Annotated in this window: 10 protein-coding genes and 1 pseudogene; 2 read left to right on the forward strand and 9 right to left on the reverse strand. The window is 61.8% G+C overall.

What is annotated here, in order from left to right:
- Positions 1–86 precede the first annotated feature (86 nt).
- A complete protein-coding gene (gene catA, locus KHO23_RS07005; RefSeq protein ID WP_211610285.1) occupies positions 87–1,019 on the reverse strand; it encodes a catechol 1,2-dioxygenase in 933 nt (310 codons plus the stop codon).
- A gap of 172 nt (positions 1,020–1,191) precedes the next feature.
- Between catA and KHO23_RS07010 the strand changes: the two genes are divergently transcribed.
- Together KHO23_RS07010 and KHO23_RS07015 are read left to right on the forward strand one after the other, a co-directional pair.
- Positions 1,192–2,115 carry a LysR family transcriptional regulator gene (locus KHO23_RS07010; protein WP_211610286.1) on the forward strand — a complete coding sequence of 308 codons (924 nt, stop codon included), beginning with the start codon at positions 1,192–1,194 and terminating at the stop codon, positions 2,113–2,115.
- A 111-nt stretch (positions 2,116–2,226) separates the two neighbouring features.
- Positions 2,227–2,454 (forward strand): hypothetical protein, encoded by a 228-nt coding sequence (locus KHO23_RS07015; protein WP_211610287.1) that lies wholly within the window; start codon positions 2,227–2,229, stop codon positions 2,452–2,454.
- Positions 2,455–2,602: 148 nt separating this feature from the next.
- Here the strand turns inward: KHO23_RS07015 and KHO23_RS07020 are convergent, their stop codons facing one another.
- The 8 genes and pseudogenes from KHO23_RS07020 to KHO23_RS07055 form a co-directional block, all read right to left on the reverse strand.
- Complete coding sequence (locus tag KHO23_RS07020; protein WP_211610288.1) at positions 2,603–3,055, reverse strand: MaoC family dehydratase; 453 nt, start codon at positions 3,053–3,055, stop codon at positions 2,603–2,605.
- Between the two features lie 143 nt (positions 3,056–3,198).
- Complete coding sequence (locus tag KHO23_RS07025) at positions 3,199–3,933, reverse strand: LrgB family protein (protein WP_211610289.1); 735 nt, start codon at positions 3,931–3,933, stop codon at positions 3,199–3,201.
- 122 nt (positions 3,934–4,055) lie between these two features.
- Positions 4,056–4,379, reverse strand: a pseudogene (locus KHO23_RS07030) (CidA/LrgA family protein); the annotation flags it as partial.
- Positions 4,380–4,529: 150 nt separating this feature from the next.
- Positions 4,530–4,793 carry a DUF4148 domain-containing protein gene (locus KHO23_RS07035; RefSeq protein ID WP_211610291.1) on the reverse strand — a complete coding sequence of 88 codons (264 nt, stop codon included), beginning with the start codon at positions 4,791–4,793 and terminating at the stop codon, positions 4,530–4,532.
- Positions 4,794–5,190: 397 nt separating this feature from the next.
- A complete protein-coding gene (gene pstS, locus KHO23_RS07040) occupies positions 5,191–6,366 on the reverse strand; it encodes a phosphate ABC transporter substrate-binding protein PstS (protein ID WP_236066730.1) in 1,176 nt (391 codons plus the stop codon).
- A gap of 168 nt (positions 6,367–6,534) precedes the next feature.
- Complete coding sequence (locus KHO23_RS07045; RefSeq protein WP_236066731.1) at positions 6,535–7,200, reverse strand: response regulator; 666 nt, start codon at positions 7,198–7,200, stop codon at positions 6,535–6,537.
- On the reverse strand, positions 7,197–8,858 hold the full coding sequence (locus tag KHO23_RS07050; RefSeq protein WP_211610292.1) for an MASE1 domain-containing protein: 1,662 nt from the start codon (positions 8,856–8,858) through the stop codon (positions 7,197–7,199). Before KHO23_RS07050 ends, KHO23_RS07045 begins: the two co-directional genes overlap by 4 nt.
- 335 nt (positions 8,859–9,193) lie before the next feature.
- Complete coding sequence (locus tag KHO23_RS07055) at positions 9,194–12,478, reverse strand: adenylate/guanylate cyclase domain-containing protein (RefSeq protein WP_211610293.1); 3,285 nt, start codon at positions 12,476–12,478, stop codon at positions 9,194–9,196.
- Between the last annotated feature and the right edge of the window lie 378 nt (positions 12,479–12,856).

Below are 12,856 nucleotides of genomic sequence, written 5' to 3' on the forward strand. Positions count from 1 at the left end.
TGATGGAGCACGCGCATCGGTGTCGAAAGATTCTTGCGAAAGATTGAGCGGCAGCAGGGGTACGACGTAGCCGCCGCGTTCAGCGGTCAGGTGGTAGCAGACGCACGCAGACGATGGACGACCTGGTTATCCTTGCCCTGAACCAGCGGAGTCAACTCGATGTTGAACTCGATTTCCTTGTACGCGTCAGCCTTCATACCCAACGCAGTGCCGCCGGTCTTGTCGACGACAGGTGGAATCAAGTCCTCGCGGGTCGCGTAGGCGAAGTCATCCCAGATCAGCGGGTCGCCCTCAATATTGATTTGCGTCGTCAGCTTGCGGTACTTGTCGCTGGTGACGAAGAAGTGCACATGCGCCGGACGGTTGCCATGGCGGGCGAGCACGTTCAACAACTGCTGAGTCGCGCCCTGCGGCGGGCAACCGTAGCCCACCGGCATGAGCGTACGGAATTCGTACTTGCCGTCGACACCCGTGCTGAGCGCACCGCGGAGATTGAACTCGCTCTGCGCGCCGGTCGGGTCGAAGTGCGAATAGAAGCCGTTTGAATTGGCGTGCCAGCACTCGACCACCGCACCTGCGACGGGCTTGCCGTCCGGGCCGGTTACGGTGCCGCGGATGACGAGCGGGCCTGCATCCGGGTCGGGATCGATGTCAATTTTGGACACCCCATCGCGCACCGGCGCACCGGCGACATACAGTGGACCTTCGATAGTACGTGGCGTGCCACCGATGTCGGCCGCCTGGTCCGCGGCATCCATGCGAATGTCGAGATACTTCTCCAGACCGAGACCCGCGGCAAGCAACGCCGCTTCGCCGTCCTGGCCGAGCTTGTTGAAATAATGAACGCCGGCCCAGATTTCGTCGGGCGTCATGTCGAGGTCGTCGATGGCCTTGAACAGATCGCCCAGCAGGCGATGGACGATCTGCCTGGCGCGAGCACTGCCGTCCTGGCTACCGACGTTAGCAGCAGCCTTCAGCAGGTCCTGCGCTTCCTTCGTATCGAACACTTTGACGCTCATGTCTTCTCCTGAATCTCTATTTTCTCTGGGTAAACCCTTGGTTTGGCGCCCGATTGAATATGCCTGAGAGGTATAATGGGTGCTGAAAAAGAGTGTGAATGCAGAATAATGGACGCCGGAAGGCGCCGTCCAACACTGATTTAGTATCGGTCTATATCCACGAGGTATTGAAATGGAGTTGCGGCATCTTCGCTATTTCGTCGCCGTAGCCGAGGAACGCAATTTCACGCGCGCGGCACAGCGGCTGAACATGGCCCAACCGCCTTTGAGCCGTCAGATACAGCAACTTGAAGAGATTCTTGAGGTGCAGTTATTCCAGCGCGACTCGCGCCCGTTGAAGCTAACGGAGACGGGTAAGTTTTTCTATGCTCATGCCGTCCAACTGCTGGCTCAGACGTCCGAACTCGAATCAATGACGAGGCGCGTGGGCAACATCGAGCGCAGTCTCTCTGTCGGTTTCGTGGGTTCGACGTTGTACGGAATGCTGCCAAAAATCATCCGGCGCTTTCGCGACGAGAACACGACCGTCGAACTCAGCCTCCATGAGATGTCGACGATGGACCAGATTCGGGCGCTGAAAGACGGTCAGATTGATGTCGGGTTCGGCCGTATCCGGCATGAGGACGCAAACATCCGTCGGGTGATTCTTCGCGAGGAGAAGATGATTGTCGCGTTCCCGGAGGGCCATGCACTCTCACTGGGTAAGCCTGTCCTCGCTCTCAGCGACCTGGTCAACGAGACACTGATTATTTTCCCTAAGGCGCCGCGGCCCAGTTATGCGGACCAGGTGCTGTCGGCATTCGCAGACCGTGGCCTCAAGCCTCGCCGGATATATGAAGTACGGGAGTTGCAGATTGCGCTAGGCCTCGTCGCCGCGGGGGAGGGAATTTCTGTCGTTCCGAGCAGCGTGTATGGCCTGAAGCGAGACGATGTGAGTTACAAAGAACTGGACGACCCCACGCTGGTATCCCCAATCATCATGAGCATGCGAATGCTCGACGAGTCGCGGGACCTTCAGGAACTGCTTGAACTCATCTATCGGTTGTACGAGGAGGAAAGGGTACCTTACGCGCCCCGTAACGATGTCGGGCGGTGATACTCGCTTACTGTCCGACGCCCCACCAGTATGAAACCTCCCAGGTAGCCTGAAACGATTGACCGGCGTGTACTAGAGTGTACTTACGACGCCTTCAACGGAGGTTCTTCCATGGATACTCATGCGATTCTGGGCATGATTCACGCCGAAGAGGCTTTACTGGTCTCCATCGTACGGTCGTTACCACCGGACATACGACGCACGGTCGCCAACGATTTTCATGAACAAGTCGAACTCGCCGGGACTTCGCACCTGAATCCGACAACCGATCGACAAGCGAGCGACGCGTTCAAGGCTCATATCAGAAGATTGTCGATCATGCTTGCCTCGTTGTCGTGAAGAGACGTTAGAAGACGCTTGCATCGATCTGCCCTTGCCGGACACGGCCGAGTTCGGCCGGGAATTTCAGCGCGCCGCCGGGCGGGCGATGATGGATCGCCACGTGAGCGATCTTGCCTTCCGCGATCTTCGTACCGCGTGTTCGGTGTCAGGCGGACCGGCGCGCGACGATCAGCTTTGCGCTCAGGTTCTGCACGACATCGCCATGCTGATTGATCGTTCTGGAGCGCAGCACCAGCATTCCGCGATCGGTGCGCGAACGAGAGGGGATCAGCTCCACGACTTCGCTTTCGACATGCAGCACGTCGCCGGGGCGCGTCGGCATCTTCCATTCGATCTCGGCGCCGGCGCCGAGCACGCCGTTGGCCAGCTTCGGGCCACCGGAGACGAGCAGACGCATCGTGACCGCTGCGGTATGCCAGCCGCTCGCGGCGAGTCCGCCGAACATCGTGCCGCGCGCGGCTTCATCGTCGAGATGGAACGGCTGCGGATCGAACTCCGCGGCGAACCGTTTGATATCGGCAGCGCTGACTTCATGCGTACCGGTGGTGAAGGTGTCGCCGACCTTGATGTCGTCGAAATAGAGCGTCTGCTGACTCATGACCCTGTCCTTTGAAGCTGAGGATGGCGGGCCGACCGAATGATTTCGTTCGCTGTCCCGCAGGTATTGCGTATGGGAGCATTCAGGGAACCGACATTGCCAGAATATATCGCGCAATGTCGCAGCGAGGTGAGTCCGTCGCGTCAAAAAAAACCGCTCAGAATTGGATAAATGATTGGCAGGATAAAAGACGTCAGAATGCCGTTCAAACCCATCCCGAGACCTGCAAATGCGCCGGCTTCTTCACTCATCTGCAGCGCGCGAGCCGTGCCGATTCCATGGGACGCGACACCCAGTGCGAAGCCACCCAGATCATGCCTCGGCACGTGAATCAACCTCAAAAGGCCGCTGCCAATCACCGCGCCAGTGATGCCGGTCATGATCACGAGGACGGCCGTCAGCGATGGCAACCCGCCGATTTTCTCGGAAATACGGATCGCGATTCCTGCCGTAACGCTCTTCGGAGCAATAGTGGCAAGTATCTGACCCGTGGCGCCCAGGAGCCTTGGGATCAAAACGGCCGATGAGATGCCCGTCGCACACCCCGCCATAAGTGCGCCAGCCAGTTGCGGGGCTAGCCGGCGCAATTTAGGCAATTGTCGGTGCATCGGTATGGCGAGCGCGACGATTGCCGGTCCGAGCAAAAATTGAATGGGCTGGGCGCTTTGCATGTAGGTGACATACGATGTATTCGACTCACGCAAGGCAAGTATCACAAGCGCTATTGCAATTAACACGGGATTCGCGAGGGTATTTTTTCTTAGCGAACCGTGGACGACCTGCGCGATTGCGTATGCGAGGAACGTGAGGGTCAGCCAAAGAAGCGGTGTTGTTCCGAGAAATCGCCACGCGGACGCGATGTTCTGATGAGCGTTCACGGTGTCTCAACCTTCGCAATGTCGGCAGCCGCAGGTGCTGTCTTTTCGTCGGCATGGAGCGGCGATGCAAATGGTGTTGTCAGCGGTGCACGCGCAGCAGCGCTCGGGGGCCATAAAGCGCACAAGCCTTGACCGACAAGCGCGGTAACGACGATGGTGAGCGCCGTACACACAACAATGGACACGGCTATCGGGAGCAGGTCTTGAGCCACGCGGCCGGCAAAGACCATGATGCCCACGCCTGCTGGAACGAACAAAAGAGGCAAGAACCTGAGTAAGGCCAGAGCGTCGCTTTCAATGGCTGCTGAAAATCCCGGGCGGAGGCTCAGGGTGGCTAGCAACAGGACCATCCCTATCACCGCCCCGGGAATCGGCAGGTTTCCTGCGTATGCGATCAACTCCCCAAGGCACTGATAGCCGAGAAGCACAGTGAACGTCTTGATCATCGGGTAACCTTCGATTCGGACGCCTACACGTTGAACCACCAGCGAAGCATGACAAAGTCTGTGAACGCCGTGATGCCAGAACTCGTTCACTAGCCGGCAATAACCATCATTGCGGTGAGCAATCAGTGTCAGGCATCCCGGCGCATCTGCTTACTGCCCGCCGTAGAGCGCGTTCAGGCGGTCCAGCGTGCCGTCCTTCTGGGCGCGCTGCAATTCCTGTTTGACCTCCGCGCGAGTCTTGCCATGCAAGGCACCGCTATCGCTACTGCCCACGGACGTACCGCCGACTGCGTCCGACGTCATAGCTGCGTTGCTGTCGGTTGCCGTACTGGATGTGCCGGCGTCGTCGCCCGCATAGGCCAGCGTGGTGCACAACGCCAATGCGGCAATAGGGATCAAAGTCAGAGTTTTCATCGTATTCTCCAGCATGGTGTATGACATGCCCGACGCCACGCGAATCACGCAGTTGGCGCCGGGATCTCGTGCCGCTTCGAAGGGCATCAAAGACGCGAGCGAGGAGGCGGTACGCTCCTGTAATACCAGGGCAGAGGCGCCTTCATTCCTGTGTTAGCGTTTTTTTTTCGTATCGCGACGGCGCCAGGCGGCGCCAGGCGGCGTCAGGCGGCGTCAGGCGGCGCCAGGCGCCGTCAGGATCCGCAAGCCGTACGCCGGTGTAACTTACGCTAGCCGGCTCGAGGCTCTGTCCGGATTTTCATTTGAGCTTCTTTAAAGAATGATACGAGTAGCTCATGTTTTGCGCGAAACCGCGCTCGTGGATAAACCACGCGGTGCGCTTGCGCGTGAAGTACGCTCAAAAGCCTACCGGCAACGACGTGGTTTCGTGGACCACATTTGTCCGGCTCTTTGGCGAGCCGACGGCGGCGACTCCGATGATTTGCCCGTTGGTCAGGTTCTGGGCCCAATACGCTTCTATCTCCCCGACCAGGTCCGGCGGCGGGGTGCCGTAATTTTCAGCGGCTGCCTCTCCCCGGCCCTCCCTGAGGGCCCAACGGAAGAGCGCTAGCGCCGCGTTCGAGCCAGCCTTGTCCCTGGGGTCGGCTTTCATCAAGATGAATACGACACCAGGAATCGGCCAGGCCTGGTCGCCCGGCGGATTGGTGACGAGCTGGTAGAAATCGTCCTCACGGCCCCAAGCCACGGTTTCGACCGCAGCCTTGAAACTCGTGGCCGATGGCTCGACAAACGCGCCACTTTTATTCTGAACGCTCGCATAGGCGAACGGCGCCGGCCCGGCGTAGGCCAGTTCAACATAGCCGATCGCGCCCTTGATCCGCTTGACATAGGTAGCAACGAGCTGGCTGCTCGTGGTGCTGATCCCCACAGGCCATTTGACCGTCAGACCGCTGCCCACCTGCTCGCGCCATTGAGCATTCACCGCGCACAGGTAGTTCGTCCAGTTGAAAGTCGACCCGGAGCGATCGCCACGATGCACCACGACGATTTTCAGATCGGGGAGCGCGAGGCCGGGATTGACCGCCTTGATGGCCGCGTCGTTCCAATCAGTGATTTTGCCCAGGTAGATGTCCGCCAGCAGCGCACCCGTCAAGTGAAGCTGTCCCGCGGCAATGCCATCGAGGTTGACCACCGGCACGAGGCCGCCCGCCGCCACCGGAAACTGGATAAGTCCCAATGCGCGCAATTCGTCTGGTTTCAGCGGCATGTCAGAGGCGGCAAAATTCACCGTGGCCGCTTTCAGTTGATCGATGCCGTTCCCGGAGCCAATGGGATGAAAACTCACCTGCTGGCCGGTTTTGTCGTAATAGGAGGCGGCCCACTTCTGCACCAGGGGATCGAAGAAGCTCGAGCCTGCGCCCGTGATTCCTCCTGCCGCCTGCGCTGCCACCATTTGACTCGCGAGGAGGCACGTCATCGCGATACATCGAAACACCCGCCTTGGATTGCGGGCCGCTCCAGGAATAAGTGCGGAGATCAGAACGACAACGATTCGCTGGAATTTGGTGTTCATGGCGGCGATCCCCATTGAGCTTTTGGGTTGCGCCTGCCCCTCCCGCCCGAGGATTGCGGCACGCTGGCAGGTACCCCTGCACTGTACGCGCTGACCGCACGCGCATGAATAAGGCGCCGTTCCTAAAAGAGGCTAGGGGATTGCCTTATTCAGCGGACGGATGCCGCCCTACTGGTTCTCGATCCACTGGATTGCGAAGCGCATCAGCTCCTTGCCGTTGCGGATATTCAGCTTTTCTTTGATGTTGGCCTGATGCGTCTCGATGGTCTTCACGCTCCGATTCAGCTTATCGGCGATTTCGCGGGTGCTGAAGCCGAGTCCGATCAGGTGCAGGACCTCGAATTCCCGTTCCGAAAGGCTCGCAATGGGGCCCTCCGGTTTTCTTCGGGGGACAGTAAGGGCTCGCGCCAACTTTTCATGCATGGCGGCGCTCAAATAAATATTGCCTGCCAGCACTTCGCGGATAGCGCTCACGACATGCTCAGTGGCTTCGAGTTTCATCAAATACCCGTTTGCCCCGGCCCGTAGTGCGCGTTCGGCAAACAGGCTTTCGTCATGCATGCTGAGGACGAGGATTGCCAGATTGGGGTAGCGGTGGCGGAGGGTCCTGACAAGATCCAGGCCGGAGTCCGTTTGCAGACTGATGTCCACAATGGCCATGCCGGGCTGGCAGTTCATTGCCGCCAGAGCTTCCTCGGCGCTGCCGGCCGCACAGCATACGTGCAGATCCGCTTGCAGATTCAGCAAGTGCGTCATCCCCTCCCGGATGATGGGGTGGTCATCCACGATCAGGATTTGAGTCGCACAGCCTGGGTCAGGCGATTTTCCGTTCACGGTGCGGACCCTCCGGTATCGGATAGCGGATAGCGGATGGCCACCGTGGTGCCACTCAAAGCATTGCGGGTAACGCTGCAGGAACCGCCCAGAAGGCTTGCCCGGTGACGCAGGCTGTGAAGTCCCAGTCCCGAGGCCCGCTCCATTTCTTCCTGGTCGACGCCCACCCCGTCGTCACTGATTGAAAGCGTCTGCATACCGTCTGCCCGCACCAGGTCGATCCAGATGCGGCGGCCGTGGCTATATTTCAGTGCATTGTTGACTGCTTCCTGTGCCGCACGGTAGAGGTTGATCTGCATCGGCGGATCCAGGCAGTCCACATCTGGCGCGATCCGCAGCACGCAGTCCACGCCATTGAGTGTGCGAGCCGTCTCGGCCAGCCCGTGCAGTGCGGCCGCAAGGCCACCATATTCCATGGCGACCGGATCCAGGCCATGGGCAATCCTGCGGGTCATCAAGGACGCCTGCTTCACCAAGCCGACGATGGTAGCGGCGTCGGCGGCGGCTGGGTGGCCCTGCGTCTGCAGCTTCTGATTCAAGGCGGCGCTGTACAGCCCCAGGCTGGTCAGGTGTTGCCCAAGTCCGTCATGCAGTTCGCGGCCGATAAGTCTCTGCTGCTGATCGCCGATCTGGATCAGTTCTTCTTCCAGCAGACGGCGTTGCGCCATCTCCTCCTTGAGTTCGCCGTTTGTCTTCTCCAGGTCTTCGGTTCGCTCCTGGACGCGCCGCTCCAATTCGATGTGGGATGCCTGCAGCAGGCTATGGACGCGCTTCTCCTGAGCACGTGCCGCCACCAGCAACAGTCCGGTTATCGCCATGACATTCGCGAAGGTGCACCACCTCACGAGGCTATCCACCGGAGATTCAGCGGCGAAGGGGCCGGTGCCGTGGGTGGTACCCCAGATGGCCATGATCGAAACGATCAAGGTCGCGATGCTGGTGCCCAGGTGATTGAAGCGCAGGGCAGCCCAGATAACGAACGGAAAGATCGCCAAGGCTGCAGGATAGTAGCCGTGCCCGGCAAGTTGCGGCGCGCCGAAGATGAGGTAGCTCACCCCCAGGCTCGCAACCGTCAGTCCGCACGCCTCTACCGTCTGCTTCGCGGAGCGGACAGGGTTCGAATGCGTGAGGAAGCTGAAGAGCGGTGGGGCCACGACCAGGACCCCCATCATGTCACCGAGCCACCATTTCAGAAAGGCTGCGCCGTACTCGGTGATCGGCACCAGGCCCCCTCTAAGCAGGGCGGTCGCGCCAATCAGCGCGCTGACTGCCGTGCTCACCACGGCAGCAAGGCCGATGAAGGCCAACACGTCAGTGATGCGGTCGAGGGTGATCTGGAATCGGGCCGCACGCTTGAGCAATATTGCCGCCGTCGAGGCTGCAACCATGGCGCCGGCGCCAATCACCGCGGCTACGGCAATGGGCACGCCCCCCGACACGTTGGCCAGGAAGGAGCCAATGGCAATTCCCGGGGCGACTTCGAAACCCAGCGCGAGCAGCGCAACCAGGGCGATGCCGCTGGAAGGCCACACCAGAGACACGGCGCCGCCCACTATCGCATAGGCAAGTCCTATTTTTGCGCATGCGTAGTACGCCAATGCCACAAGCCCGGTGTGCAGGAAGAGACTAAAGCCGGACTTGCCCCGAGTAATGACCATGGTTCGCCTCAAACCCTCTGCGCGAGAGATGCCCCACGCATCCCGGCACAGTCTGCAAGCAGCAATCCTGACGAACCTGTCAATAGGGCGAAATTGATGCCGGGACTGCACAGGTCACACACTTCATTTCAAGACGACCAAAAAACGACTATGAACCCACGTCAGAATTCTTCTGCGCGTCATCGCACATACACAGGAACATCACGGCAGTAGAGGGTGAGTTCGTTCAGGCGGGTGTCGCGTTCTGCGTGACCAGGACTTCGAGATCGAAAGACGGTGATTTCCGGGGCAGTTGACTGAGCCGAATCCATGGAACGCTCCGGGCAACGCCTCGGCTACGCGGCGAGCGCAGCGTCTACCGCAGGCAGATAGCCGTTGAAGCCGGCTTCCACGAGGGCCGCACGCACACGCTCGAGTTCGCGCAGCGTTTCTCCACCAGAATGGTCTTGCTGCGCGCGAGCGAGGGCGCGGCCGCGCGCCGCGAACAGGTCCGCCCACGGCAGCGGCTCAGCGCGCGTATAGTCTTCGAGCCCAGTGACATAGCGCAGTGCGCCAGCCGCGTCGCCGGCGGACATCATCGCTTCGATGGCGTCGCGATAGAACCACAGATGATTGTGGCCCACCGCGCCGCGCTCCAGCATGTCGGCACCTTCGGCGAGCAGATGCGCGCGTTCGCCGTCGTCCTCGACCGCGAGGCTCAGTGCGCCCACCGCCTTGGGTGCGCTGAACTGCGTGCCCACTTCACGGCACATCGCCAGCGCTTCACGCAACAATTCCGTCGCCTCACGCCGATGGCCGGTCGCGAGCAGCACGCGTGCCCGCATTTCCATATTTTGTGGCTCGAAGCGGCGAGCGCCCAGTTGAAGGATGATCTGCCTCTCGCGCTCGAGATGGGCGAGCGTAGCCCGCATGTCGCCCAATTCGCAGCAGGCAAAGGCACCCAGCGTTTCGCACAGCATCTGCGCACGTGGCTGGCCGACCAGCGCAGCGGCGCGTGCGGCGGCGCTGACGTCCTCGTGCGCCGCGCGTGCCTCGTTGAGGTAGATCCTGCTGAAGCCCGCCATCGAACGATTCGCGACCTCGATGCGGCCGAAGCCGTGTTCGCGGCTTAGCGCAACGCACCGGCTAAAGTGCTCGAAAGCAGTGCGCATGCGCCCCTGCGCGTAGGCTGCATCCGCAAGGCCGCCAAGCGCACGCGCCTCCGCTTCCGGCGAACCGAGGCGCCGTGCATAGGCGAGCCCGCGCTCATGCTCGGCGCGACAATCGTCGATCCTGCCAAGCGGAAAGAAGATGTTGCCGCGCAGGTGATGCAGGCGCGCAAGTTCAGGCACCTGATCCAGACGTTGCGCCACTTGCTGGGCCGCGTCGAGCAGCGAGAGGGCTTCGGAGAGGCCTTCGCTCACCCGCAGACCTTCGGCGAGCCCAAGCTGGGACCGGCAGAGACTGGCTTCCTCTGGAGCGGCAGCCACCGCCGCACGGTACGTCGAGATCGAGGCGGCGATGTCGCCGAGATCGCGTTGGAGTTCTCCCCTGAAGCAGATCAGCGCGTGGCGATCCCTATCCGTTTGCGCAATGTGCAAACCTCGCTCGACGAGCCGCAAGGCCGCGTCGGCGAAGTAGGCCGCGCGTTGTGCGATCGCGGCGTCGAGATAGGCCTGCGGTGCCCGCTCGTCCTCGGCGCGATCGAGATGCTGGGCGCATAGCACGGGGTCCGTCGCCGCAAACCAGTCGGCGGCGCGGCGATGCAACGCGCGCCGGCGTGCCCGCAGCAGTGTCGAGTAGGCGCTCTCCTGGATGAGCGCATGGGCAAACAGGAAATCTTCACCCTCCGGTAAGACGAGCGCGTTGGCGACAAGCCCGTGACAGACGTAGTCCGGTGCATCGATCAGCCGCCGCAGCAAGGCAAGGCCAAAGCGCTGTCCGATGACCGCGGCCGCCTGGAAGGCCTCGCGGTCGCGCGAAGTCAACCGGTCCATGCGCGCCAGCACGAGGCTCTGGATCGTCGCCGGGACCGCCTCCTCACTGCCTTCTTCGGCGTTATGCAGAAGCTGTTCGAGGAACAGCGGATTGCCCCCGGCTCGCTCGATGCAGGCGCGCGCGACACGCTCGGTCGCATCGATAAAGCCGCCGGCAAGGTTCAGCGCCTCGTCGCGGCGCAATGGGCCAAGGTCGATCGTGGCGAAGGGCGTGCCGCGGCAACCCGCCCGCCATGCCGCATCGAGCGGATCGCCGTCCACGCGCGAAGTCATCACAAGCAGGCCAGGGCCGTTCGCAATCGCCATGGAGAAGGCGGCCAGGTAACCGAGCACCTGCGGGTCCGCCCAATGAAGGTCCTCCACGACAACCATGGTGGGCCCGTGCCGGCAGACATCCTGCATGATCGCCGCGGCAACCGTGGCCTTGCCGCGCGTGCGCGCGGTGTTGTCCATCGCGTTGTAAAGCGTGCGCCATTCGCCGGTTTGCGCGAGGTCGAGGATGTCGTGGAGAAACATCAACTGATCGGGGCCGACTGCGCCGGACGTGGCAAACCGATCGGCGGCCGCGCGCCGCTCGTCGGAGCCGGCCGCGGGCGGCAAGCCCAGCAGACTGCCGACAATCGTGCGAATGGGGTCCTGGCCTTTGCCCACGCCGAAATCCAGCACGAGGCCGCGGTGGCTGGTAAAGCCCAGCGTTTCGACGAAACGGCGCATCTCGTCGACGAGCCGGGTTTTGCCGATGCCCGCCTCACCGCGAACATAGACGACGTGGCCGACTCGCTCTTCGAGGCACGTGCGGGCGACGCACTTGAACTGTTCGAGTTCAGCCTTGCGGCCGACAAACACGCTGCGGTTCGCCATGACGGGTTCAAAGGCGAGACCGCGCAGACGCCACACGCGCACCGGCGAGTCGATCCCCTTGAAGTGCATCGCGCCGACGGCGTCGCTCATCACGCCGTTGCCCAGCGCGCGATGCACGCTATCGGAAAGCAGCGTTTCCCCGGGACCTGCGGCGGCAACCAGCCGGGCAGCGAGGTTCACGGAGTCGCCGAGCACCGTGTAGTCCTGAACGTCCGCGCGCTCGAGCGGCCCCGCGACCACCTCGCCGCTGGCGATTCCCACATGCGCTCTCAGCGGGGGCGACGCGTGCAGACCCAGTCCGTTAAGTGCCTCATGAATGTCCAGCGCGGCACGCACCGCGCGCAGCGGATCGGTATCGTGCGCGCGCGGTGCACCGAAGATCGCCATCACGGCATCGCCGATGTGCTTGTCGATCGTGCCGCCGTAACCGAGGACGATCCCATCGACGAGCGCTGTGTAGCGGCCCGTCACCTCGCGCAACTCTTCAGGATCGAGCGTTTGCGACAGCGCGGTAAAACCGCACAGATCGGCGAAGAGAATGGTGACTTGCCGGCGCTCGCTCGCGGGCGCATTCACAGCGGGCGGCAGCGCGGACGATGCGGCGCCGCGCTGATCGGCGATCGCCGCCAGCAGGCGCTTGCGGTGGCCGAGCGACAGGACGCCGAGCTCTTTCAGGTCGGCGTCGTCGAGCTGCGCCAGCATCGCGGGATCGATGTCGTTTCCGGCAAATGCGGATGCGTATTGCTCAAGCCCCAAAGCATGCAGCCATTGCTCGATATCCATCGCCGCCGCCCCATCCGGTACGTGCGAACACGCATGCCGCTTCGCAGCCTGTTTCGCAGCGTGTTGCCGCGCGGGTTGTCGAAGCGTATGTCCGAACCGGCCGGATCGCACCAACAGATCATACGAATCGACGCACCGCCTGTTGCCACGCTGTGGCTGGCGCGACGTGCTGCGTGTTCAAATCCTTCCCGCCGAAAATACAGTGTACGTCCAGCGTGAAGGAAACGGCTACCGGGCATGAGCGACGAGGTGGATGCCGATTCGGCCAGGCGCGCGGCGGCGCGCCGCGCGCGCTTGACACCGCGCTTGGCACAGCGTTTGACACTGCTTATGGCCACGACGGATACTGCTTAGCGTATCGGCCACGGTGTCTGGTGA

This window comes from Paraburkholderia haematera (assembly GCF_905220975.1).
GTDB classification, from domain to species: Bacteria; Pseudomonadota; Gammaproteobacteria; order Burkholderiales; family Burkholderiaceae; genus Paraburkholderia; species Paraburkholderia haematera.

Bases quoted from the DNA above. Each gene is read 5' to 3' on its own strand.
- catA (WP_211610285.1), bottom strand. From the start codon at position 1,019: ATGAGCGTCAAAGTGTTCGATACGAAGGAAGCGCAGGACCTGCTGAAG.
- KHO23_RS07010 (WP_211610286.1), top strand. From the start codon at position 1,192: ATGGAGTTGCGGCATCTTCGCTATTTCGTCGCCGTAGCCGAGGAACGC.
- KHO23_RS07015 (WP_211610287.1), top strand. From the start codon at position 2,227: ATGGATACTCATGCGATTCTGGGCATGATTCACGCCGAAGAGGCTTTA.
- KHO23_RS07020 (WP_211610288.1), bottom strand. From the start codon at position 3,055: ATGAGTCAGCAGACGCTCTATTTCGACGACATCAAGGTCGGCGACACC.
- KHO23_RS07035 (WP_211610291.1), bottom strand. From the start codon at position 4,793: ATGAAAACTCTGACTTTGATCCCTATTGCCGCATTGGCGTTGTGCACC.
- pstS (WP_236066730.1), bottom strand. From the start codon at position 6,366: ATGAACACCAAATTCCAGCGAATCGTTGTCGTTCTGATCTCCGCACTT.
- KHO23_RS07050 (WP_211610292.1), bottom strand. From the start codon at position 8,858: ATGGTCATTACTCGGGGCAAGTCCGGCTTTAGTCTCTTCCTGCACACC.
- KHO23_RS07055 (WP_211610293.1), bottom strand. From the start codon at position 12,478: ATGGATATCGAGCAATGGCTGCATGCTTTGGGGCTTGAGCAATACGCA.